22 protein-coding genes are annotated in these 21,354 nt (G+C 73.7%); 10 read left to right on the forward strand and 12 right to left on the reverse strand.

Going from position 1 to position 21,354, the window contains the following annotated elements; genetic code table 11:
• Positions 1–4: 4 nt before the first annotated feature.
• The 4 genes from ABZS69_RS09540 to ABZS69_RS09555 all read right to left on the reverse strand — a co-directional run bounded on the left by ABZS69_RS09540 (position 5) and on the right by ABZS69_RS09555 (position 6,240).
• Positions 5–1,213: a wax ester/triacylglycerol synthase domain-containing protein gene (locus tag ABZS69_RS09540; RefSeq protein ID WP_355369037.1), complete on the reverse strand. Its 1,209-nt coding sequence runs from the start codon at positions 1,211–1,213 to the stop codon at positions 5–7.
• A 6-nt stretch (positions 1,214–1,219) separates the two neighbouring features.
• The gene (locus tag ABZS69_RS09545; protein WP_355369039.1) at positions 1,220–1,477 is read right to left on the reverse strand and encodes an acyl carrier protein; all 258 of its coding nucleotides are present in this window, start codon (positions 1,475–1,477) and stop codon (positions 1,220–1,222) included.
• Between the two features lie 97 nt (positions 1,478–1,574).
• Positions 1,575–4,919, reverse strand: a complete 3,345-nt coding sequence (locus ABZS69_RS09550) for an SDR family NAD(P)-dependent oxidoreductase (RefSeq protein ID WP_355369041.1) — start codon at positions 4,917–4,919, stop codon at positions 1,575–1,577.
• Positions 4,912–6,240, reverse strand: coding sequence for a cytochrome P450 (locus tag ABZS69_RS09555; RefSeq protein ID WP_355369043.1), 1,329 nt, complete (start codon positions 6,238–6,240; stop codon positions 4,912–4,914). The genes ABZS69_RS09550 and ABZS69_RS09555 overlap by 8 nt, the downstream gene beginning before the upstream one ends.
• A gap of 68 nt (positions 6,241–6,308) precedes the next feature.
• On the opposite strand from ABZS69_RS09555, the gene ABZS69_RS09560 reads away from it, so the two are divergent.
• The 4 genes from ABZS69_RS09560 to ABZS69_RS09575 all read left to right on the forward strand — a co-directional run bounded on the left by ABZS69_RS09560 (position 6,309) and on the right by ABZS69_RS09575 (position 9,118).
• Entirely contained in the window at positions 6,309–6,839 is a 531-nt protein-coding gene (locus tag ABZS69_RS09560) for a hypothetical protein (RefSeq protein WP_355369045.1), read from the forward strand.
• Between the two features lie 42 nt (positions 6,840–6,881).
• Positions 6,882–7,253: a hypothetical protein gene (locus ABZS69_RS09565; RefSeq protein ID WP_355369047.1), complete on the forward strand. Its 372-nt coding sequence runs from the start codon at positions 6,882–6,884 to the stop codon at positions 7,251–7,253.
• Between the two features lie 49 nt (positions 7,254–7,302).
• On the forward strand, positions 7,303–7,881 hold the full coding sequence (locus ABZS69_RS09570; protein WP_355369049.1) for a TetR/AcrR family transcriptional regulator: 579 nt from the start codon (positions 7,303–7,305) through the stop codon (positions 7,879–7,881).
• 85 nt (positions 7,882–7,966) lie between these two features.
• Positions 7,967–9,118: an MFS transporter gene (locus ABZS69_RS09575; protein ID WP_355369051.1), complete on the forward strand. Its 1,152-nt coding sequence runs from the start codon at positions 7,967–7,969 to the stop codon at positions 9,116–9,118.
• On the opposite strand, the gene ABZS69_RS09580 is transcribed toward ABZS69_RS09575, so the two are convergent.
• The gene (locus tag ABZS69_RS09580) at positions 9,078–9,554 is read right to left on the reverse strand and encodes a MarR family winged helix-turn-helix transcriptional regulator (protein ID WP_355369129.1); all 477 of its coding nucleotides are present in this window, start codon (positions 9,552–9,554) and stop codon (positions 9,078–9,080) included. The two genes, ABZS69_RS09575 and ABZS69_RS09580, sit on opposite strands and share 41 nt — an antisense overlap.
• A gap of 110 nt (positions 9,555–9,664) precedes the next feature.
• Here ABZS69_RS09580 and ABZS69_RS09585 point away from each other — a divergent pair, with 110 nt between their 5' ends.
• On the forward strand, positions 9,665–10,402 hold the full coding sequence (locus ABZS69_RS09585; RefSeq protein ID WP_355369053.1) for a phytanoyl-CoA dioxygenase family protein: 738 nt from the start codon (positions 9,665–9,667) through the stop codon (positions 10,400–10,402).
• 49 nt (positions 10,403–10,451) lie between these two features.
• Here the strand turns inward: ABZS69_RS09585 and ABZS69_RS09590 are convergent, their stop codons facing one another.
• The gene (locus ABZS69_RS09590; protein WP_355369055.1) at positions 10,452–10,802 is read right to left on the reverse strand and encodes an STAS domain-containing protein; all 351 of its coding nucleotides are present in this window, start codon (positions 10,800–10,802) and stop codon (positions 10,452–10,454) included.
• A gap of 122 nt (positions 10,803–10,924) precedes the next feature.
• Complete coding sequence (locus ABZS69_RS09595) at positions 10,925–12,007, reverse strand: aldo/keto reductase (protein ID WP_355369057.1); 1,083 nt, start codon at positions 12,005–12,007, stop codon at positions 10,925–10,927.
• Positions 12,008–12,160: 153 nt separating this feature from the next.
• On the opposite strand from ABZS69_RS09595, the gene ABZS69_RS09600 reads away from it, so the two are divergent.
• Positions 12,161–13,126, forward strand: coding sequence for an AraC family transcriptional regulator (locus tag ABZS69_RS09600; protein ID WP_355369059.1), 966 nt, complete (start codon positions 12,161–12,163; stop codon positions 13,124–13,126).
• A 37-nt stretch (positions 13,127–13,163) separates the two neighbouring features.
• On the opposite strand, the gene ABZS69_RS09605 is transcribed toward ABZS69_RS09600, so the two are convergent.
• The 3 genes from ABZS69_RS09605 to ABZS69_RS09615 form a co-directional block, all read right to left on the reverse strand.
• On the reverse strand, positions 13,164–14,579 hold the full coding sequence (locus ABZS69_RS09605; protein ID WP_355369061.1) for an MFS transporter: 1,416 nt from the start codon (positions 14,577–14,579) through the stop codon (positions 13,164–13,166).
• 108 nt (positions 14,580–14,687) lie between these two features.
• On the reverse strand, positions 14,688–15,287 hold the full coding sequence (locus ABZS69_RS09610) for a TetR/AcrR family transcriptional regulator (protein WP_355369063.1): 600 nt from the start codon (positions 15,285–15,287) through the stop codon (positions 14,688–14,690).
• Positions 15,288–15,341: 54 nt separating this feature from the next.
• The gene (locus ABZS69_RS09615; RefSeq protein ID WP_355369065.1) at positions 15,342–15,785 is read right to left on the reverse strand and encodes a CBS domain-containing protein; all 444 of its coding nucleotides are present in this window, start codon (positions 15,783–15,785) and stop codon (positions 15,342–15,344) included.
• Between the two features lie 247 nt (positions 15,786–16,032).
• Between ABZS69_RS09615 and ABZS69_RS09620 the strand changes: the two genes are divergently transcribed.
• Together ABZS69_RS09620 and ABZS69_RS09625 are read left to right on the forward strand one after the other, a co-directional pair.
• Positions 16,033–17,376, forward strand: coding sequence for a potassium transporter TrkG (locus tag ABZS69_RS09620; protein WP_355369067.1), 1,344 nt, complete (start codon positions 16,033–16,035; stop codon positions 17,374–17,376).
• Positions 17,369–18,025, forward strand: a complete 657-nt coding sequence (locus tag ABZS69_RS09625; RefSeq protein WP_355369069.1) for a TrkA family potassium uptake protein — start codon at positions 17,369–17,371, stop codon at positions 18,023–18,025. Before ABZS69_RS09620 ends, ABZS69_RS09625 begins: the two co-directional genes overlap by 8 nt.
• On the opposite strand, the gene ABZS69_RS09630 is transcribed toward ABZS69_RS09625, so the two are convergent.
• A complete protein-coding gene (locus ABZS69_RS09630; protein WP_355369071.1) occupies positions 18,022–19,170 on the reverse strand; it encodes an epoxide hydrolase family protein in 1,149 nt (382 codons plus the stop codon). The genes ABZS69_RS09625 and ABZS69_RS09630 overlap by 4 nt on opposite strands.
• Positions 19,171–19,233: 63 nt before the next feature.
• Here ABZS69_RS09630 and ABZS69_RS09635 point away from each other — a divergent pair, with 63 nt between their 5' ends.
• Both ABZS69_RS09635 and ABZS69_RS09640 read left to right on the forward strand, forming a co-directional pair.
• Complete coding sequence (locus tag ABZS69_RS09635) at positions 19,234–20,196, forward strand: WYL domain-containing protein (RefSeq protein WP_355369073.1); 963 nt, start codon at positions 19,234–19,236, stop codon at positions 20,194–20,196.
• Positions 20,197–20,207: 11 nt separating this feature from the next.
• Complete coding sequence (locus tag ABZS69_RS09640; protein ID WP_355369075.1) at positions 20,208–20,792, forward strand: NADAR family protein; 585 nt, start codon at positions 20,208–20,210, stop codon at positions 20,790–20,792.
• Here ABZS69_RS09640 and ABZS69_RS09645 read toward each other — a convergent pair.
• Positions 20,771–21,313: an RNA 2'-phosphotransferase gene (locus ABZS69_RS09645; protein WP_355369077.1), complete on the reverse strand. Its 543-nt coding sequence runs from the start codon at positions 21,311–21,313 to the stop codon at positions 20,771–20,773. The two genes, ABZS69_RS09640 and ABZS69_RS09645, sit on opposite strands and share 22 nt — an antisense overlap.
• Between the last annotated feature and the right edge of the window lie 41 nt (positions 21,314–21,354).

The following is a 21,354-nucleotide window of genomic DNA, read 5'->3' on the forward strand; positions in this document are numbered from 1 at the left end:
CGGGTCATCGGGCGACCTCGCGCCGCAGCTCGTCGAGGGCCTGCTCCATGAGGCCCGGGAGGCGGTCGGCGTGCGCGATCGCGGCCGAGAAGACGCAGGAGGCGACGACGGTCGTGCCACTGTGCACGATCGACACGACCCCTCCGCCGGTGTCGTACGTGGGCGGGACGGCGAAGCAGCCGTCCAGCGGCAGGCTCACCCCGATGACGCTCACCGTCAGCCGGCCCAGGAACGCTCTGGACACGAGCCACCTGAGCAGCCGGAACACCGCCGCCGGGGCCTTGACGGGATAGCGGTCGCGCCGGTAGGCGGCCATCCGCCCGACGCTCGTCTGCTCCATGACCCGGCGCAGCCGCTCGCGCGGCGCGGGCTCGGCGCAGGGCAGGACGACCGGCATGGTGGTCGTCCCGTTGCCCAGGCCGCCGTCGCGCAGGCGGCCGTTCAGGTTGAGCGGGAAGGAGACCGTCGTGCCCCGGCGGCCCGCCTTCCGCCAGCGGGACGGGTTCCAGGCCCGCAGCGCGCCGGCCAGCACGGCCAGGCCCACCTGCGGGACGCTCGCGCCGGTCGCGGCGGCGATCCCGTGGACGGCGGCGACGTCGAGCCGCAGGAAGAACGTCCTCGCGCCCGGCTGCGCCTCGCCCGCCGTGCCCGGGGGCGGCCTGAGCCGCGCCGACGGGGCCGCCAGCCGGGCCCCTGTGGAGAGCAGCCGCATCCGTGCCCTGACCGGCGTGCGCACCGCCACCGTCGGGTCGGGCGCGGGGACGCTTCTGCCCAGCAGCACGGCCCGCACCGCGATCCGGGCTGCCCCCACGCCGTCCTGGAAGGCGTGGTGCACGCGGTAGCACAGCACGTGCTCGTCCTCGGCGTAGCCGTGCACGGCCATCAGGCTCCACAGCGGGCGCTCGGGCCGCAGCCGGTTGTCCCTGACGGCGTCCACCACGGCCGCGCACACGTCCCGGCCCGGCGCCACCCGGTACTCCACGACGTGGTGCGCCGGGTCGAACGCGGGATCCGGCGCCCACCGCCCGCGGGCCAGCCGGTAGGTCAGGACCGGGGCCCGCGCGGCCGAATCGGCGGCCAGCCGCCGCAGCTCACCGCTGGTGGGCGCGGGGCCGGGCAGCCGCGCCGCGAGGGCGATGTGCAGCCGGTGGTCGCCGGCCGTGCCGAGCGCGCCGAGGAAAAGCCGGTCCGACCCCGTCAGCGGTACGGCCATGCCCCGCTAACCGGCCGTTTGCCGCGCGAGGTACGAGCGGTGCGCCAGCCGGGCGACGTCGCCGACCGTCATCTCCATCGTGAAGTCGGACGGGTCGATGTCCAGCCCGTGGCCGCCCAGCGCCGCCCGCAGTTCGAGCACGCTCATGCTGTCGGACTCCAGGTCGTCCACGAACGTGGTCAGCGGGGTGATGACCGCCGGGTCGACGACGTAGATCTCGGCGCAGTACCGGCGCACGAGCCGCAGGATGTCTTCCTCGGACAAGAGTTCTCGCCTTTCCTTCGCGGGGTCCCAGCATGTCGCCGCGCGGGCGGCCGGGGCGGCGCCGGAGCCCTCGTGTCGGGTCAAGAACGGCTCTTGACTAGTCGACCAGTGGGCTGAGCCGGGTCGCGACGTCGGCGTCGGCCTTCAGGGCGGCCCGGCATCGGGCCCGGTCGTAGCGGGACACGGCGGCGGCTTCGATGCCGGCCGCGATGAGGCCCTCGGCCGCCGTCAGCGCCTCCCCGGACGCCATGGGCAGGAAGCCGTTCCCGGCGAACACCGCCGCGATGCCGTGGCGGGCGACGAACCCGGCGTCGCCGATGGTGCCCCACGCGGTGGCGTGCCCGGGCAGGCCACGGGAGCGCCGCCGCCGGGCCAGGGCGTCCAGGAAGACGTTGGCGGCGGCGTACGCGGACTGCCGGGCGCCGCCGTACGTGCCGCTGACCGAGGAGAACAGCCAGAACAGGTCCAGCTCCCGCCCCTCGGTGAGCCGTTCCAGCACCAGGGCGCCGGCCATCTTGCAGCCCAGCACGCGGGCCAGCCGCGCGGGGTCCAGCCGCAGCAGGTCGCCCGAGTCCGGCTCCATCGCGGCGTGCACCACGCCGCGCAGGGGATGCTCCCCGGCGTCGATCTCCTTGAGCACCGACGCCATGGCGGCCAGGTCGGTGACGTCGGCGGCGTGGACGGAGGCCCGCGCACCCCGCGACCGGAGCCCGGCCACCGTCGCCGCCGCCTCCGGCGCGTCGCCGCCCCGGCGCGAGACCAGCGCGAGGTGCCGGGCGCCCCGCTCGGCCAGCCGGTACGCGGCGGCGGCCCCGAACCCGCCCACCCCGCCCACCACGAGGTACGTGCCGCCGGGATCCGGCCGGAGCCGCCCCGGTCGCGTCCTGACCGGCACCGGGCCGTCCAGCGGGTCGAAGGAGACCACGACCGCGCCGAGGTGCCGGTCGTGCCGCATGGACGCGAACGCCTCCCGCACCCGGGCGGCGGGGTGGACGGTGTGCGGGAGAGGGCGATGCACGCCCGTGCGCACTCGCTCCATGACCTCGCCGAACACCTCGGACCCGTCGCCGCCCGGCCCGCCCGCGTCCTCGGGCACCTCCCGCGCCTGGAGATCGTGTGACGGGTCGTCGAGCACCTCCGGCACGCCGAGGCCGTACAGGAGCTCGCGTTGCGCCGCCGTCCGCGCGGTGGCAGCGATCGGCACGCCGCGCTGCCACGCGTCCTGCAACGCCGCCAGCCCCAGCCCCGTGGCACCACCGTGCGGGCCACCATGTGTCTGGTCACGGGCGAGGGCGATGAACGGGATCGGCAGGGTGGCGGCCTCGGTGAAGCTCATGCCGTCCGGGATCTCACCGACGAGCCGGGCATCGGCGACCACATGGGACGCCGGCACGTCCGGCGCCACCCCGACCACCCGGCAGCCGACCCCGGAGTGCCGCACGCCCGCCCCGGCCGCGGTGACCAGCCCGGCGAACGCCCACCCGGCGGACGGGAGCGGCCGATCGGCCAGCCCGGCGGCCCGCACCTCGACGGCCACCATGCCGGGGCCGGGCGGTGGCGGAGGGCCGGCCTCCACCCAGGCGGGCTCCCCGTCCCGCCCCGCACCGCCAAGGTCCAGGACGTAGTGCCGCCCCCGGTCGCCGACGCTCTCGTACGGCATCTCCCGCGCGGCGAAACGGCCACCCGGGGTCAGCGCGACCTCGCTCTCGCCAGGGTTGGTCGGCAGGTCGGCCAGCAGCTCGCGGGCCAGCCGGTCGGCGTCCACGGCGACCGTGCCCTCGCGGTGCAGGCTGATCCTGGGCAGGCGCAGGCCGGGCCGATCGTTGGCGAGGGCCCGGGCGGCTCCCCAGATCGCCGCGTCGGCGGGCACGAGGGGCAGCTCAGGGGCGGGCAACGCGCCGCTGGGCCGCGTCACCACGTACAGGGAGCGCTCGACGGCCGGTGGCAGCTCGTCGCACGCGGCCACGACGGCCCGCAGCACCCCCATCCGCTCGACGGCCTGCTCCACCCGCAGCCGCGGCTCGTCGTCGGTGCCGGCGCCCTCACCGCGCTCGGCCAGCACGAACACCACGCGCACCGGCCCGTTCCCCGCACCGCCGCCGCACACCGGCTCACGCCAGCGACCCGCGTCGCCGTCGGCGAGCACCGCCACGGCCTCCGCGCTCGTCGCCTCGGCGGCGGCGGTCAGCAGCCCGGCGACCGCTTCGGCGAGCGGCAGCTCGGCCGCCGTCTCCGCGGCGACGACCCAGCGGGTGCCGTCGGGAGGCGCGGGCAGCGGCCGCCGCCGAACCCCGGCGGCCGGAGGACGCGAGGCCAGCATGACGGAGAAGCCGTCCCTGGCGGGCGGCCGGTCGTCGCCGGTCTGCACGACCTGGTCGAAGCCGCACTCGCGCAGCAGCGCGGGCCACCGGTCGCGGGACAGCGGCAGGCCGTGCGGGCGCAGGTGCGGGTCGTCGACCTGCCAGAAGCTCTCCAGCAGGCCGAACGTGCCGATCAGCAGGCGCGGGTCGTGGATCTCGACGGCCAGGAGGTGGCCGCCTGGGGCGAGCAGGGCGCCGACCCGCCGCAGGGCCGCGGTCAGATCCCGGGCGGTGTGCAGGGCGTTGGCCGCGATCACCACGTCGAAGCCGCCCGCCGCGAAGCCCTGGCCCGCGGGGTCGGCGTTCAGGTCGAGGTGCCGGTAGTCGACGAAGTCGTGGGCGGCGAAGCGGCGGCGGGCGGCGACGCAGAAGAACGGCCAGACGTCGGTGAAGGTGTAGCGGGTGCGGCCGGGCGGCAGGCGCGGCAGGAGCGCCGCCGTCGTGCCGCCCGTGCCCGCGCCGACCTCCAGCACGCGCAGCGGGCGGTCCTGCGGCCAGGCGGCGACGAGCTCGTCGAGCAGCGCGCCGGCCACCTGGTTGGTGAAGCGGCAGACCGGGGCGAGGCCGTAGAGGCCTCGGGTCAGCTCGCCGCCACCGTCGCGGCTCAGCAGCTCCAGCGGGTCGCGCTCGCCGCGCAGGACCGCCGGCAGGTGGTGGTACATGCGGCTGTTCAGCGCGACCTCCGTGAGGAAGGCCGGGTGTCTCAGCAGCAGGCTCCGCGTCAGCTCGTACGGCCGGGCCGGGCTGGTCAGCTCCCACCGGCCGTCCGGCCCGGGTTCGGCGAGCCCGTGCTCGCGCAGCAGGCCGAGCACGGCGGTGACCAGGCCGCCGGGGCGTCCCGCGGGGCCGGTCAGCTCGTCGAGGGCGGTGGCGAACCGGTGGAGCTGGGCCTGCCAGGCCTCCGGGAGGAATCGTTCGTAGCGGAGCTCGCGCCACGCCTCGCGCAGCCGCCCGATCCGCTCGCCCGCGCGGGCCGCGATCACCTCAGGGCCGGGCGTCCCGGGCGGCGGGAGGTCCGGCCCCTGAGGGGCGGCGCGCAGCCGGGCGTGATGCAGGGTGATCGGCGGGCGGTCGTCAGGCATCGGGCCTGCCGCCGAACGGCTTCGGGGCGATCGGGCCACGCGGCACCGCGACCACCGTGCAGCCCCGGCCGGGGTGGTGGGTGATGGCGACGCGGTTCATCCCCTCGTCGCGCGGATCGGCGGCGGAAAGGATCATCCGGCGGGTGACCACGTGCAGGAACGTCGAGATCTGCAGCAGCGCGAACTGCCTGCCCACGCACACGTGCGGCCCCGTCCCGAACGGCAGCCAGCTGTACGGGGCGGGACGCCCCTCCAGGAACCGCTCGGGCCGGAAGACCATGGGGTCGGCGAAGTGCCGGGGATGGCGGTGCAGCGCCCGCAGCGCCACCAGCAGGTTCGTGCCGGGTTCGACCCGGTAGCCGCCGAACGTGAGCCGTTCGCGCGCCACGCCCAGCGGCACGGTCGACGTCGAAGGACGCAGGCGCAGCGTCTCGCAGGCGACCGCGGTGGCGAACCGGTCGTCGTCGCCGCGCAGGGCCTCCGCGGTCAGCCGGTGGAGCGCGGACGGGTGCCGTACGAGCCGCTCGACCGCCCAGGCCACGCCGAGCGCGGTCGTGGTGTGCCCCGCCAGCAGCATGGTCATGACCTGGTCGACCAGCGCGTCGTCGTTGAGCCGCCACCCTTCGGCGGTGCGCGAGGCCATCAGCTGGCTCAGGACGTCGTCGCCGGTCTCGCCGTCGTGGCGGCGGGCGATCTCGCCCCTGACCAGCCGGACGCAGCGGGCGCGCAGCCGCTGCGCGGACGGCCAGAGCCGGATGGCGCCCAGCCCGCGCAGGGCGAAGCGGACCATGAGCTCCTCCGTCAGCGCCACGTGCAGGAGCTCGCGCACCGCCGGCCGCCACACCTCCAGGCGCCGCCGGTCCAGCCCGAGCAGCGAGCGCAGCGCGATCTCCAGGAGCGACTCCCACAGCAGCGGCAGCAGCGCGAACGGCATCCCGGCAGGGAACTCGTCCACCGTGCGCCCGGCCACGTCGGCCACGATGGCGCGGTGGCGCTGCACCGCCCTGCCGCCCAGGAGCGGCAGCACCAGCTTGCGCATCCGGTGGTGGTCGGCCCCGTGCTGCGCGAAGATCGAGCGCGGCCCCCACGCCGCGGCCGTGGGCCGTCCCTCGAACGGGTCCAGCCGGGCCGTCATGACCTCGCCGATCAGCGCGGGGTCGCGCATGAGCGCCACCCGCCCGACGCCCGGCGCCCAGAACCCGAACACGTCGCCGTAACGTTCGAAGGCCCGGTCAAGGAGGTGCTCGCCCCGCACGAGGTAGGCGGGCAGCGCCAGCGGGGTCAGCCAGCCGGGGCCTGGGACGGGACGCGCCTTGCTCACCCGCCGATGGTAGGAGCGGGTGCCCGCCCGATGCCTCGTGCAACGCCGGGAGCAGGTAAAACGGGGGTGTGAGATTCGGCGTGCGGCAGTTCGAACTGTCCTTGATGCACCGGATGCGCGATCTCAACCCCACGCGGGTGGAGCAGGCGCTCCTGGTCATGGACGCGTCCAGGGCGGAGCTGCGGGCCGCGCACGCCCAGTGGACGCGGATGCTCCACTCGCCGAGGGCGCCGAAGACGCTCCGGCCGCTGCTCGGCCGCCCCGCGTACGAGGGCACGACCGCCGTGGGCAGCCTGACCTGCGGCGTGTCCCGCTGGGCCCTGCCGTCCTGGCCCGGCCTGGAGTTCGAGGTCCTGTCGGGGCCCGGCGGCGAGACGTGGAACCAGTGGTTCGTCCGCCCCGGGGGCCCCAAGGCGCTGTCCTTCACCGAGCTCGCGCCCTGGAGCTGCGTGGTGGCCGACGTGGGCGCGAGCTTCCCCGGCGCCGTCCACCAGGAGGGCCAGGCCCCGCACCATTGGGCGGTCGACTTCGAGCACGGCGGCGCGACGTACCGCGCCCGATTCGTCTACGGCCTCTGCCAGCGGGTCGACGCCCGGTAGCCCGCCGGCCCCTCTTCATAGATCATCGGCTGGAAGGCTTCGATGATCTCTGAAGAAAAGGTGACGAACATGCTCCGCGCCCTCGCCGTATCGGTGGCCGCCGGGATCCTCTCGCTCGGGGGATCGCCTCCGGCTCAGGCGGCGATCACCTGCCTGCCGGAAACGCCTGTCTGCCAGGAGGTCCGCGGGGTGCCCGGCGACCGCTTCTACTGGTTCGAGATCCAGCCCGCGCCGGTTACGGCCGTCTTCACCTTCACCGTGAACGACGTCCTGACCCCCGGCTCTCTCACGACGTCCACCGCCGGCACGGCGCTCGAAGGGGACTTCCGGCCCGCCGTGGTGCTGGTCGGCGGGGACGAGGTGTGCATGCGCGTCAGCACCCTGAGCGGCGAGTACTGCGCCACCACGCCCTAGCCCCAACCGTTCTTTACTGATCTGTACAGAATCCGGTAGCCTCCCTCCCATGGGCAGGCCACGGGAGTTCAGCGATCAGGCAGTCGTCGACGCCGCGATGGAGGTCTTCTGGGAGAAGGGGTACGAGGCGACCTCCACCCAGGACCTGTGCGAGCGCACCGGGCTCGGCCGCGGCAGCCTCTACAACGCCTTCGGCAGCAAGCACCGCCTGTACGAGGAGGCGATCCGCCGGTACGCCGAGACCAGGGCCGAGGCGCAGCTGGCGATGCTGGCCGAGCCCGGGTCGGTGCGCGAGCGGCTCAGGGACCTCATGCTCGGGGTGATCGACGCCGACCTGGCGGACCCGGGCCGGCGCGGCTGCCTGGCGCTCAACGCCGCGACCGAGTCCAGCGGGCGCACCGAGGCGGTCGCGGGGCTGGTGCGGCGGCAGTTCGCCGACCTGGAGCAGGCGCTCCTGCGGCTGGTCGAGATCGGCCAGAGCACGGGCGAGCTGTCGCCGGACCGGCCGCCGCGGCAGGTGGCGCGGGCGTTCCAGAGCGCCTATTACGGCCTGCGCGCGCTCGCCAAGGTCACCGACGACCGCGACGCCCTCCTCGACGTCGTCGAGGGGGCCGTCGCGGCCTTGTAGCAGACCCCGGCCGCGCGCTGTCGAGCCGCGGCCTTTTTGCTGCCCTAGTTCTGTACTGATCTGTAAAGAAAGAGTGTGAAGATCGATGAGAGCCAGCCTGCCGTCGCTGATGTTGTGCGTGTTCGGGATCACGACCGGTGAGTTCGTCATCGCCGGCATCCTTCCCGGCATCGCCGCCGACCTGGCCGTCTCGGTCCCGGCCGCCGGGCTGCTGGTGACGGCGTACGCCATCGGGATGATCGTCGGCGGCCCCGTGCTGACCGCCCTCACCGCCCGCTTCCCGCGCAAGCCGCTCATCCTCGTGCTGCTCGGGATCACGATCGCCGGGAACCTGGCCTCCGCGTTCGCCCCCGCGTACGGCATGCTCTTCGCGGCCCGGATCGTCACGTCGCTGGTGACGTCCACGTTCTTCGCCAACGCGATCGTCATCGCGGTGTCGGCCGCCGCGCCGGGCAAACAGGCGTCCACCGTCTCCAAGCTCGTCTTCGGCATGAACCTGTCGATGATCCTGGGCGCGCCCATCGGCACGTTCATCGGGAACGCCTACGACTGGCGGGCCACGTTCCTGGCGGTCGCGGCCTGCTGTGCGGCCGGGCTCGCGCTGGTCGCGCGGCTGGTGCCGGACGTGCGCGAGCCGTCGGGCGGGGCCTCGGCCGTGAGCGAGCTGCGCGTGCTCCGCGACCGGGACGTGCGGCTCGCCATCGCGGTCACGGCCGTGGGCAACGCGGGGCTGCTCATGGTGTTCACCTTCTTCGCGCCCCTGGTCACGGACGTCACCGGCTTCGCCGGCGGCGCGGTGGCGGTCCTCCTGCTGGTGTACGGGGTGGGCGCGGCCGTGGGCAACCTCGTCGGCGGCCGGCTGTCGGACCGGGCGCCGATGCGCTCGCAACTCGGGCTGCTGGGCGTCCTCGCGGCGGTGCTCGTCCTCATGTGGGCGGGCAGCGGCAACATGGCGGTGACGGCGGCGATGGTGTTCGTGCTGGGCGCGGCGGGGTTCGCGGTCATCCCCGGCATGCAGGCGCGCGTCCTGGCCACCGCCTCGGCGGCGCCGACCCTGGCCATGGCGGTGAACGCCTCCGCCTATCAGCTGTCCGCCGCCTTCGCCGCCTGGCTCGGCGGGCGCGTCATCGACGGCGGGCTCGGGCTGAGCTCCCTCTACGTCGTGGGCGCCGCCATCACGCTGGCGGGCATCGCGGTCAGCTCGTACGCCTGGCGTCGCTCCCGCGTACCGGCATGATCCCGGCGAACGCGGCGCGGACGGCGTCGGCGATCTGGCGCTGGATCGGGTCCGCCTCCGGGCCGAACAGCAGGTCGTCCACCCCGGACACCACGCCCTTGGCCGCCTCCAGCAGCCGCGCGCCCTCGGGCGTCAGCTCGATCGTCGACGCCGATCCGGCGCGGGCCGTGCTGTCGCGCACCAGCCCCGCCGCGACCAGCGCCTTCACCGCGGTGTGCGTGCTCTGGACCGTCGTGCCCGACATCCGCGCCAGCTCGCTGAACGACGCCCCGGGCACGCCGGCGATGTGACCGAGCAGCCCCAGGCGGCTGACCGTGAGGTCGAGCGGGGCCAGGGCGGCGGCCAGCTCGGTCTCGATCCGGCGCGCCAGCGTGAGCAGGACGATCGAGGGGCTGGTCACGGGCGGACCGGGGCGATCGGCGTTCTCGGTGGTCACCCCGCCAGTCTCCCGCACCCGGCCGCCCGCCTCGCACCGCCCCGCCTGCCTGAACCGCAGGATGGGAATCACTGACAGGACGGCACGGGGCGGACGCGCGGGAGGGTGCGATGACCGATTCGGCGATGGTGCGGTTCTACCGGGACCACGGCTACCTGCTGGTCAAGGGGCTGCTGAGCAGGGCGGAGGCGCGGGCGTACCGGGAGGAGTGTCACGGGGTGCTCGGGCGGCTGCGCCCGTCGGACCCCACGTGGGGGAGCGCGCGGGAGATCGGCGGGGCGGAGACCGAGCTGCGGCACTGCCACGACGTGCAGTTCCACTCGGCCGCCTTCGCCCGGCTCATGGTGGACCCGCGCTTCACCGACGTGGCGGCGGCCGTGATGGGCTCGGAGAACGTGCAGCTCCACCACACCAAGATCTTCGTCAAGCCCGCAGGGAAGGGCTCGCCGTTCCCCATGCACCAGGACGCCGCGCACTTCCCGCACACCCGCCACACGGTGGGCGCGGCGATCTTCCACTTCGACGACGCGCCCGAGGAGAAGGGCTGCGTGCGCGTGGTGCCGGGCAGCCACCGGTACGGGCCGCTGCCGCACGTCGAGGTGGGCGGGTGGCACCTGCCGCTCGCGGAGTGGCCGCTGGAGTCCGCCGTCCCGGTCGAGGCCGAGGCCGGGGACGTGCTGTTCCTCAGCTATCTCACCGTGCACGGGTCCGGGGTCAACCGGGCGGACGAGGCGCGGACGACCCTGCTCATCCAGTACCGCGACCCCGAGGACCAGCCCGCCGACGACGTCCACCTCTCCCGGGGGCAGGGGATGATGCTCCGCGGGATCGACCCGACGGCGGCCTGACCGCCATGCGCGACGCCTCGAGCCCGGAACCCGCCCGGGTGGAGCGTTCCTAGGAGGCCAGGGCGGCGGTGATGGCCCCTTCGACCGTGTCGTGCACGGGCATGTGGGCCAGGACGCCGGTCAGCTCGAAGAGCCGGGTGGGCATGGGCTGAACGGCGGCGAGATGGACGGCGCCGCCGTTCTTGAGGCAGTTGGTGGCACAGGTCAGCAGCACGTGCAGACCCGAACTGTCCATGAACGGCACTTCCGACAGGTCGAACACCAGCTGCCCCATGGGCGACGGCTGGACCTGCGCGATGTACGCCTCGAGCTGGGCGCGGTTGGCGGCGTCCATCTCGCCGATCACGGCGATCACGGTCACCCCGGGCAATTGCTGGTGCGCCAGCCTCAGTCGCGTCATCTACGCCTGCACCGCTTTCGCGCGGCTTAAGGTGACCATCAATGAAGGATAATGCGCCGGAGCCATCGGCGATATCCCGGTTTTTCCTCGGACGACAGCCCCGGATGACGGGGGCGGCGCGCTCAGTAGCGGACGGGGCTCTGCGCCAGCGGCGGATAGACGGCCGACGGTTCACCGTCCACCGTGGCCCCGGCGAACTGCAGCATCGCGCGCAGCGCTCCGTGCATCGGCGCGGGGTAGTCCAGGGTGGGGGCCGACACCTCGTCCAGCACGCGCAGGTGCTCGGGGCCGAGGGGCAGGTCCAGGGCGGTGAGGTTGTCCTCGAGATGGCGGACCCGCCTGGCCCCGAGGATGGGCACGACGGTGCCCGGCCGAGAGCGCAGCCAGGCCAGCGCCACCGCGGCGGACGTGGTGCCGAGCTCGCCGGCGATCGCGGCGACGGCGTCGATGACCGCGAACTCCTCCTCGCCGGGGCCGCCGACGAAGGCCGTGCGGGCCGAATCGGCGACCTGCGCGCCGCGCCGGTACTTGCCCGACAGGAAGCCGTTCTTCAGCGGGCTCCAAGGGACCAGCGCCAAGCCCTGGTCGAGCGCGAGCGGCGCGAGCTCGCCCTCGACGGTGCGGGCCAGCAGCGAGTACTCCACCTGCAGCGCGATCAACGGCGTCCAGCCCTTCAGCAGCGCCGTCGTCTGGGCCTGCGCGGTGACCCAGCCCGGGGTGTTGGAGAACCCGATGTAGCGGATCTTCCCGGCGCGGACCAGGTCGTCGAGGGTGCGCAACGTCTCCTCGATCGGCGTGTGCCGGTCCCAGTTGTGCAGCCAGTACAGGTCCAGGTAATCGGTGCGCAGGCGGCGCAGGGTCTCGTCGAGCTGGGCCCGGATCGAGGTGCGGCCCGCGCCGCCGCCGTTGGGGTCGCCGGGGAAGAGGTTGCCGAAGAACTTCGACGCCAGCACCACCCGCTCGCGCCGCCCTGGGCGGGCGGCGAAGAAGTCCCCGAGGATCTTCTCGGAGTGGCCGTTGGTGTAGAAGTTGGCGGTGTCGATGAAGTTCCCGCCCAGATCGAGGTAGGTCGCCAGGATCTTCTCCGACTCCTCGACGCTGCACCCGGCGCCTCCCGGATCCTCCCCGAACGTCATGGCGCCGAGCGCGAACGGGCTGACCCGCAGCCCCGACCTGCCCAGGGTGACGTAATGATCAAGCGGCATGAGTGCCCCTCCTGTGTGTCGGATCTCGTCCCCACCATGCAAACGCGACCCACCCGGCCGGCGGTAGACCGATCCGCGCGGAGGCTTGCACGATCCTCTCGACTTCGCCTGGATCGTCTTGCCTCAGTGAGGTCGCGGATGCTTCCGTGAAGTGTGCGCACCACCTCCCAGTACCTCGACGAACTGCGCGGCCTGATCGCGGCCCACGCGCGGGCGGACCTGCGGACGTCGATCGACGGGCTGCTGCTGTCGCGGGTGGGGACGTCGGCCCCGGACTATTCGCTGACCGAGCCGCTGCTGGTCGTCATGGCCCAGGGCGGCAAGCGGCTCCTGCTCGGCGACCGGGTGTACGAGTACCGGGCGGGGCAGTGCCTCGTGGTCACCGCCGACCTGCCCGTCACCGGTCACTTCATCGGCGCCACCCCGCGGACCCCTTCCCTGGGCATGGGACTGGTGCTGCGCCCGGCGGCCATCGCACCGCTCCTGCTGGAGGCCCCGCTCGCGCGGTGGTCCCGCACCACGGGCGGGCTGCCCGCGATCGCGACCGGCGAGGCGGGCCTGGAGCTGCTCGACGCGGCGGCCCGGCTCGTGCGCCTGCTCGACCACCCCGCCGACGCGTCCGTGCTCGCCCCGCTGATCGAGCGGGAGATCCTCTGGCGCCTGCTCACCGGTCCGCACGGCGGCATGCTCCGCCAGATCGGCCTGGCCGACAGCGGCCTGGCCCACGTCAACCGGGCGATCGGCTGGATCCGCGGCAACTACGCCGAACCCATGCGGATCGAGGAGCTGGCCCGGCTGGCCGGCATGAGCCCGTCCGCGTTCCACCGGCACTTCCGCGCCGTCACCGCGATGAGCCCCTTGCAGTTCCAGAAGCGCATCCGGCTCCAGGAGGCCCGCGCGCTGCTGATCGCCCGTCCCGACGACGTCGCCGGCGTCGGACATCTCGTCGGGTACGACAGCCCCTCGCAGTTCAGCCGCGAATACCGGCGGCTCTTCGGCGCACCGCCCGGCCAGGACGCGGCCCGCCTGCGCGCCACCGCCGACTCCACCGCCGACTCCACCGCCGACTCCACCGCCGACCCGGCTGCCGGCCCGTACGGCGTCCGTCGGCTGCCGTGAGTGAGGCGCGTCGAACACGGGCCGTTCCGCACCGGTCTCAGTGGCCGTGGCCGACGAACGCCGTGGCCGGCCGGCCCGGCGGCACCAGCCCGAGCGAGACGGCCGCCGCGACACCCGCGACGACGGCGCACAGCGTGAGCCCCGCGACGAAACCCCCGACGCCGCCCGGCGAGCCCGGCGCGAGGCTCGCCGCGGCGACCGTCGAGACGGCGGCCACGCCGATCGAGCCGCCGAGCTCGTGGAAGGTGTTGATGACGCCGGAGGCCACGCCGTTCTCGCCGGGCGGGATGTTCGCCATGGTCGTCGTGGTGGCCGTCACGAACGCCGGCCCGATGCCCAGCGCCGCCAGGACGAACCCGGGCAGCAGCGTGGTGTACGCGCTCGCCTCCGGCGAGATGCGGGTCATCAGCGCCGCCCCCGCCGCCGTCAGCACGAAGGACGCCACCGCCACCGGCCGCCCGCCGAGCCTGCCGATGAGATGCGCGCCGACCTGCGCCCCGATCGTGATCGCGACCGCCACGGGCAGGAACAGCAGCCCCGTCTCCAGCGGGCTGAACCTCAGCACGTGCTGGAGGTAGAGCGAGCTGAGGAAGAACAGCCCCAGCATCAGCCCCGTCGCCACCAGCATGACGAACGTCCCCGAGAGCACCGGCCGCCTGGCCAGGGTCTCGGCGCGCATGAGCGGGGACCGTACCGACCGCTCGACCACCACGAACAGCACGTACAGCAGCGCCGAACCGGCCAGCGGCAGCACCGTGCCCGCCGCGCCCCAGCCGGCGTCGCCGGCCGTCACCAGCCCGTAGATCAGCAGCGCGGTCGCCAGCGTGACCAGCAGGGCGCCGGGCACGTCGACCCGCTCGCGCCTCCCGGGCGCGGGCGGCACCACGGCGGGCACGGCCGCCAGCACCACCAGCCCGATCGGGACGTTGACGAAGAACACCCACTCCCACCCCGGCCCGGCGGTCAGCACGCCGCCGACCAGCACGCCGATGGCCGCCCCCGTGCCGCCGATGGCGGCCCAGACGCCGAGCGCCCGGCCGCGCCGCTCGCCCGTGAAGACGGTGGTGATGACGGCCAGCGCCGCGGGGGAGAGCAGCGCCGCGCCGACCCCCTGCAGCGCCCGCCCGGCGATGAGCGCGGCGCCGCTGCCGGCCAGCCCGCACACCAGCGACGCCGCCGTGAACAGCCCCAGGCCCGCCAGGAGCGTGCGCCGGGCGCCCAGCGCGTCGGCGAGCCGCCCGCCGAGCACCATGAGCCCGCCGAAGCAGAGCGTGTACGTGGTCACGACCCACGTGAGGGACTCGCGGTCGAGCGTGAGGTCCGTGCCGATGGTCGGCAATGCCACCTGCACGACCGTGATGTCCACGATCAGCATGAACTGGGCCAGGCACAACAGCGCCAGTACGCCCCACCCGCCGGTGCGCTTCCCGGCGGGAGCCGTGTGAAGACTCATCCGAAATCTCCTAAACTCGAACAGTGGTGTTCAAGTTAGCATGCATGAACCATACCGGGGTAGGGCTTCCTGGAGGCATGGAGGGCCGCTCGACGCGGGCCGGCGGGACTACGGCCGGGCGGGCGTGAGCAGCGAGAGCATCGTCTTGACCAGCACCGGCTCGACCTCGTCGGGCGCGAGCCGCCCCGCCTCACGCTCCTGCGCGGCACTGTGGATGATCGAGAAGAACGTCGTCACCAGCCACGCCGGCGGCAGGTCCGTGCGGAAGCCGCCCTCGCGCTGCCCGCGCACGATGAGCCGCTCCACCCGCCGCAGCGGCTTCTCGTGGTGCTCCCTGATCCGCTCCGTGGCCAGCACCCGGTCGGCGGCCAGGAACAGCCGCCGGTGCCGGTCGAGCACCTCCCACGACGAGCGCAGCAGCCGCGCCATGGCCTCGGGCGCGGGGGCGGTCTCGATCGAGTCGTCCGCCAGCACCGCCTCCGCCGTGTCGACCGCGTGGTCGAGCACCGCGTCCACGAGCGCCTCCCGCGACGCGAAGTGGCCGTAGAGCGTCACCCTGCCCACCCCGGCGGCCTTGGCGATGTCGGCCACGCTGGCCGTGGGATCGGCGCTGAGCAGCCTGGTGCCGGCTTCGAGGATCGCGGCGATGTTGCGCTCGGCGTCCGCGCGCCGGGCGGGTACGGGCTGTCGTGCCGCGGTCCTGGCCATGCGACCACCCTACGACGCCGCCGGGCACTCCCGGCCGGGTCGTGGGCGCGCGGGTCACACCTCCAGGACGTGGTCCAGCAGCGACTGCAGCGTGACCGCCCCCACCAGCCGGCCCCCGTCGGTCACGGCCACCAGCGGGCTGCGCGTACGCGCCATCAGCGCCGCCAGCTCCAGCACGGTCGCCTTCATGTCGGTCACCGGCAGCTCCTTCGGCTGCTCGGGCAGGCATTCCCGGACGGTCCGGCCCCCGAGCCGCCGCAGGAACAGGTCGGCGTGGGCCTCGTCCACCACCCGGGCCAGCGCCGGGTCGTCCTGGCAGTACGCCGGGACCGCCAGCCGCAGCACCTGGGTGCCGGGCAGGATGCTGAGGGGACGCCCGTCGGGGTCGACCAGGATGAGCCCCGGCAGGTCCTGCTCGGCCAGGAGCCTGGCGGCTTCCAGGGCGGGGGTGTCGAGAGTGACCGTCGGGTAGTCGACGGCGAGATCGCGTGCGCGCATCAGTGCCTCCGGCGCCCAGCCTACGTCGCCCCCGCCGTACTTCGGCGAAGGTCTTTCCGAAGAGGACTGGAGGCGTCAAGAACGCGAGGTTTTCGCGTCAAGGAGGCGTAAGTGCGCCGGCGTCACCCGGGCCTGTTACGGTAGTTCGCGGTGCGCCGGGAAGTCTGGTCGGCAGGGGTGTCGGCTGGGGTTCGACGGGGGAGGCGTTCTCGATGCGTGACCTGTGTGGCGGGGCCAGATGATGAGCATGAGGCCGTCGTTCTTAACCCGGTTCCGGCACCCCGCCCAGGTCGTGGCCGCCGGGTTCGGGCTGGCCGTCGCGATCGGCACGGTGCTGCTGGCCCTCCCGATCGCCACCACCGAGCGCGCGCCCGCCGACTGGATCGTGGCCCTGTTCACCGCCACCTCGGCCGTCTCCGTCACCGGGCTGGTGATCGTGGACACCGAGTCGCACTGGTCGGTGTTCGGGGAGGTGGTGATCGCGGGACTCGTGCAGGTGGGCGGGCTGGGGATCATGACGATGGCCACCCTGTTCACCGTGCTCGTCTCCGGCCGCCTCGGGTTGCGGGCCAAGATCGCGGCGCAGGCGGAGACCAAGACGCTGAGCATGAGCGACGTGCGCCGCGTCGTGCGCAAGGTCGTCCTGTTCAGCCTCGTGTGCGAGGCCGTCGCCGCCGTCGCGCTCACCGCCCGCTTCGCCATCGGCTACGGCGAGCCGCTGGGCCGGGCCGCCTACCTGGGCGCGTTCCACGCGGTCACGGCCTTCAACAACGCCGGCTTCGCGCTCTGGCCGGACAGCCTCATGCGGTTCGTCGCCGACCCGTGGATCTGCCTGACCGTCGCGCTCGCGGTCATCGTCGGCGGGCTCGGCTTCCCCGTGGTGTTCGAGCTGGTCCGATCCTGGCGGCACCCGCGCAAGTGGAGCGTGCTGACCAGGGTCACCGTGGGCGTGAGCGTCACCCTGCTGGTGCTGGGCACCCTGCTCTTCCTGATGACCGAGTGGCGCAACCCCCGCACGCTGGGCGCGCTCGACGACCCTGGCAAGCTGCTGGCCGCGTTCTTCGCCGCGGTCATGCCGCGCTCGGCCGGGTTCAACACCCTGGACATCTCCCAGATGTACCCGTCGAGCTGGCTGGCCACCGACGTGCTGATGTTCATCGGCGGCGGCAGCGCGGGCACGGCGGGCGGGCTCAAGGTGACCACGTTCGGGCTGCTGGCGTTCGTCGTCTGGGCCGAGGTGCGCGGCGAGAGCCGGGTCAACATCGGCCACCGCAGGCTCCCCGAGGCCACGCAGCGCCAGGCCGTCACGATCACGGTGCTGGGCGTCACGCTGGTCGCCGTGTCCACGTACGTGCTGCTCGCCCTCACCCCGCACGGCCTGGACCAGGTGCTGTTCGAGGTGGTCGCGGCGTTCGGGACGGCGGGGCTGAGCACCGGCATCACCCCGAGCCTGGGCGTGGCCGGCCACCTGCTGCTGACGATGCTGATGTTCGTCGGCAGGATCGGCCCGCTCACCATGGGCTCCGCGCTGGCGCTCAACCAGCGCTCCCGACATTACGAGCTACCCGAGGAGCGAGTCATCGTTGGCTGACAACAACCCCGTCGTGGTCATCGGCCTCGGCCGGTTCGGCACGTCGCTGGCGCTGGAGCTGATCCGGCGCGGCACCGAGGTCCTGGCCATCGACAACCGGCCGAAGGTCACGCAGAGCCTGGCCGGGCAGATCACGCAGATCGCGACCGCGGACGCCACCGACATGGAGGCGCTGCGCCAGCTCGGCGTGTCCGACTTCTACCAGGCGGTGGTGGGCGTCGGCAGCGACATCGAGGCCAGCATCCTCACCACGTCGCTGCTGGTCGAGCTGGAGATCAACGACATCTGGGCCAAGGCGATCAGCACCCAGCACGGCCGGATCCTGAGCCGCATCGGCGCCCACCACGTCGTCTTCCCCGAGCACGACATGGGTGAGCGGGTGGCCCACCTGGTGAGCGGGCGCATGCTCGACTACATGCAGGTGGACGAGAACTTCGCGCTGGTCAAGACCACCCCGCCCAAGGAGTACGTCGGGGTCCCCCTCGGCAGCTCCAACCTGCGCAGGAAATACGGCGTGACCATCGTGGCGGTCAAGGCGCCGGGCGAGGAGTTCACGTACGCGACCGCCGAGACCGAGCTGTCCTACGGCGACGTCGTCCTCGTCTCCGGCCGCACCGAACAGGTCGAGCGCTTCGCCGAGCTGCCCTAGCGGAGCCGGCTGAAGAACTCGCGCAGGTCCGTCACCAGCAGGTCCGGGGTCTCCAGCGCCGCGAAGTGGCCCCCGCGGCCGAACTCCGTCCAGCGCGCCACGTTGTGCACGCGCTCGGCCAGCGGGCGCACCGAGAAGTCCGTGGGGAAGACCGCCACCGCGGTGGGCACCGTGCCCCGCTCCTTGGGCGCCCACGCGGCGAAGTCGTTGAAGCGCTCGTAGTACGTGTGCGCCGTCGACCCCGCCGTCTGCGTGAACCAGTAGACGCTGACGTCGGTGAGGATCCGGTCCCGGTCGACGGCGTCCTCGGGCAGCTTCGCCGCGGGATCCGTCCAGTCCTTGAACTTCTCCACGATCCAGGCGAGCTGCCCGGCCGGCGAGTCGTGCAGCGAGGCGGCGATGGTCTGCGGCCGGGTGCCGTGCAACTGCATGTACGCGCCCAGCTTGTCCTGCCACTCCCGCATCCCGGCCATCCGGCCCTGCTCGGCCTCGGTCAGCGAGCCCATCACGGCCGGGTCGGGGAAGGTGAGCAGCCCGTTGACGTGCACGCCGATGACGTGGTCCGGCGCGGCCCGGCCCATCAGGGGAGCGATGAAGGCGCCCACGTCCCCGCCCTGGACGCCGTACCGGTCGTACCCGATCCGGGACATCAGCTCCACGAGCGCGGCCGCCGTGCGGCCGTCCGTCCAGCCGGTGCCGGGCAGCGGGCCCGAGAATCCGTAGCCGGGCAGCGACGGGACGACCAGGTGGAAGGCGTCCTCGGCGGCGCCGCCGTGCGCGACCGGGTCGGTGAGCGGGCCGATGACGTCCAGGAACTCGACGACCGAGCCGGGCCAGCCGTGCAGGAGCAGCAGCGGGGTGGCGTCCGGCTCGGCGGAGCGGACGTGCAGGAAGTGCACGTCCGCGCCGTCGATCGTGGTCGTGAACTGCGGGTACGCGTTCAGCGCCGCCTCCTGGGCGCGCCAGTCGAAGCCGTCGGCCCAGTACTCGGCCAGGCCGCGCAGGTAGCCGGTGGGCACGCCGCGCTCCCAGCCGGTGCCGGGCAGCTCGGGGGCCCAGCGCGTACGCCGGAGACGGTCGCGCAGGTCGTCGAGGTCGGCCTGCGGGATGTCGATGCGATAGGGGGTGATGCCGCTGTTCGTCATGTCTGCGACAGTAGAAGGGATTGGTGACAGGTTCTGGCACCGATGTCCGGCAGAATCACTCTCATGTTGGAGACCTCGGCGCGGCTGCTCCGCCTGCTGTCCCTGCTCCAGTCGCGCATGGACTGGAGCGGCGCCGAGCTGGCCGAACGCCTTGAGGTCGGCCTGCGTACCGTGCGGCGCGACATCGAGCGGCTGCGCGAGCTCGGCTATCCCGTGGACGCCACTCCCGGCGTGGCCGGCGGCTACCGGCTCGGCGTGGGCGCCGCGCTGCCGCCGCTGCTGCTGGACGACGAAGAGGCGGTGGCCGTGGCGATCAGCCTGCGCACGGCCGCGACCGGCAGCGTCGCCGGGCTGGAGGAGGCGGCGCTGCGGGCGCTGGCCAAGCTGCACCAGGTGCTGCCGTCGCGGCTGCGCCACCGGGTGAGCGCGTTCCAGGCGGCCACGGTGCCGCTGGCCGGCGCGGCCGCCCCCGAGGTGAACGCCGACGTGCTGGCCGGGCTCGCCGCCGCCTGCCGCGACAGCCGGCGCCTGCGGCTGCGCTATCGGGGGCGGGAGGGCGTCGCGGCGCGTGAGGTGGAGCCGCACCGGCTGGTGCACACGCCGCGCCGCTGGTACCTGCTGGCGTGGGACGTGGCCAAGGAGGACTGGCGGACGTTCCGGGTGGACCGGATCGAGGGGCCCCTGGGGGAGCCGGGGGCCCGCTTCGTGCCGCGTACGCCGCCCCAGGAGGACGCGGCCGCGTACGTCTCGCGCGCCATCACCTCCGCCCCCTACCGCTACCAGGCGCGTGTCCTCTTCCACGCGCCCATGGAGGCGGTCGCGCCCCGCACCTCGCCGGGGGCCGGGCGGCTGGAGGCGGTGGACGCGCGCACGTGCCTGTTCCTGGCCGGCTCCAACTCGCTGGACGAGCTGGCGATCCACGTCGCGGCCAAGGGCTTCGACTTCGAGGTGCTCGACCCGCCGGAGCTGGTGCCGGTGCTGCGCGAGCTCGCCGACCGCCTCGGGAGGGCGAGCTCGCGAGCGTAAGGTATGGGGACATGTCCGACGAACTTCCCATGACCGTGGACGAGGCCGTCGCCGCCGAGCAGTCCGGCCGGCGCGTCAAGTACCTGTACTTCTGGGGCCACCAGCCCGCCCGCGACGGCGGCGTCGGGCCGGGCTGCCTCAGCCAGTGGTGGCCGGTCACCTTCACGGAGGACGGCCACACGTACGGTTCGGCCGAGCACTACATGATGGCGCACAAGGCGTGGCTGTTCGGCGACGGGGAGAGCGCGGACAAGATCCTCGCGGCCCGGCACCCGGGCGAGGCCAAGGCGCTGGGCCGGACCGTGCGCGGTTTCGACGAGCCCACGTGGGACGCGCACTGCTTCGGCATCGTGGTGCGCGGCAACGTCGCCAAGTTCGGGGCGCACGAGGACCTGGCGGACTTCCTGCTCGGCACGGCGGGCCGGGTCCTGGTGGAGGCGAGCCCGGTGGACCGGGTGTGGGGCATCGGGCTGGCGGCCTCGGACGAGCGGGCCGCGTCCCCGGCGGCGTGGCAGGGCGCCAACCTGCTCGGGTTCGCGCTGATGGCCGCCCGCGACACCCTGCGCGCCCGGCGTCAGGAGGGGAACCGCAGGTAGCCGGGCGGCACGCGGTCGGCCAGCCACACCCCGTTGGCGCTGACCCGGAACTCGTGCCCGTCGGCGTGCATCGCCCCGGCCGCCACCACCAGCACCACGGGAACGCCCCGCCGCGCCCCGACCCGCGTGGCCGTCTCCCGGTCGGGCGACAGGTGCACGTGGTGCCGGTTCATGGGCCGCAGCCCCTCCGCCCTGATCGCCGCGAGGACCCGGCCCACAGTGCCGTGATAGAGCACCTCGGGCGGCTCCACGGCGGGCAGGTCGAGATCCACCGGCACCGAGTGGCCCTGGTTCGCCCGGATCCGGCCGTCCTCGATCGCGTAGCGCCGCTTGTCGTTGGACTCGACGACCTTCCACAGCTCCGCGGCCGTGATCGGGAACCCGTGCTCGGCCGCCGCCCGCAGCAGCGTGTCCACCGGCACCCAGCCGTTGGGGTCCAGCGTGAGGCCGATGCGCCCCGGGTCGTGCCGCAGATGCCTGGCCAGGTATTTGGAAACGCGTATCACACGCCGTTCGTCCATCACCGCAATGATCCCGCGCCCGTCAAGCGGGTTTCGACGTG

Origin of the sequence: Nonomuraea sp. NPDC005650 (genome assembly GCF_040605375.1) — a bacterium.
Lineage (GTDB): Bacteria > Actinomycetota > Actinomycetes > Streptosporangiales > Streptosporangiaceae > Nonomuraea.

Excerpts from the sequence above, each read along its gene's own strand:
- ABZS69_RS09565 (WP_355369047.1), top strand. The coding sequence starts at position 6,882 with ATGATCTCTGAAGAAAAGGTGACGAACATGCTCCGCGCCCTCGCCGTA.
- ABZS69_RS09540 (WP_355369037.1), bottom strand. The coding sequence starts at position 1,213 with ATGGCCGTACCGCTGACGGGGTCGGACCGGCTTTTCCTCGGCGCGCTC.
- ABZS69_RS09595 (WP_355369057.1), bottom strand. The coding sequence starts at position 12,007 with ATGCCGCTTGATCATTACGTCACCCTGGGCAGGTCGGGGCTGCGGGTC.
- ABZS69_RS09575 (WP_355369051.1), top strand. The coding sequence starts at position 7,967 with ATGAGAGCCAGCCTGCCGTCGCTGATGTTGTGCGTGTTCGGGATCACG.
- ABZS69_RS09610 (WP_355369063.1), bottom strand. The coding sequence starts at position 15,287 with ATGGCCAGGACCGCGGCACGACAGCCCGTACCCGCCCGGCGCGCGGAC.
- ABZS69_RS09570 (WP_355369049.1), top strand. The coding sequence starts at position 7,303 with ATGGGCAGGCCACGGGAGTTCAGCGATCAGGCAGTCGTCGACGCCGCG.
- ABZS69_RS09590 (WP_355369055.1), bottom strand. The coding sequence starts at position 10,802 with ATGACGCGACTGAGGCTGGCGCACCAGCAATTGCCCGGGGTGACCGTG.
- ABZS69_RS09620 (WP_355369067.1), top strand. The coding sequence starts at position 16,033 with ATGAGGCCGTCGTTCTTAACCCGGTTCCGGCACCCCGCCCAGGTCGTG.
- ABZS69_RS09640 (WP_355369075.1), top strand. The coding sequence starts at position 20,208 with ATGTCCGACGAACTTCCCATGACCGTGGACGAGGCCGTCGCCGCCGAG.
- ABZS69_RS09605 (WP_355369061.1), bottom strand. The coding sequence starts at position 14,579 with ATGAGTCTTCACACGGCTCCCGCCGGGAAGCGCACCGGCGGGTGGGGC.
- ABZS69_RS09645 (WP_355369077.1), bottom strand. The coding sequence starts at position 21,313 with ATGGACGAACGGCGTGTGATACGCGTTTCCAAATACCTGGCCAGGCAT.
- ABZS69_RS09585 (WP_355369053.1), top strand. The coding sequence starts at position 9,665 with ATGACCGATTCGGCGATGGTGCGGTTCTACCGGGACCACGGCTACCTG.
- ABZS69_RS09615 (WP_355369065.1), bottom strand. The coding sequence starts at position 15,785 with ATGCGCGCACGCGATCTCGCCGTCGACTACCCGACGGTCACTCTCGAC.
- ABZS69_RS09550 (WP_355369041.1), bottom strand. The coding sequence starts at position 4,919 with ATGCCTGACGACCGCCCGCCGATCACCCTGCATCACGCCCGGCTGCGC.
- ABZS69_RS09630 (WP_355369071.1), bottom strand. The coding sequence starts at position 19,170 with ATGACGAACAGCGGCATCACCCCCTATCGCATCGACATCCCGCAGGCC.
- ABZS69_RS09635 (WP_355369073.1), top strand. The coding sequence starts at position 19,234 with ATGTTGGAGACCTCGGCGCGGCTGCTCCGCCTGCTGTCCCTGCTCCAG.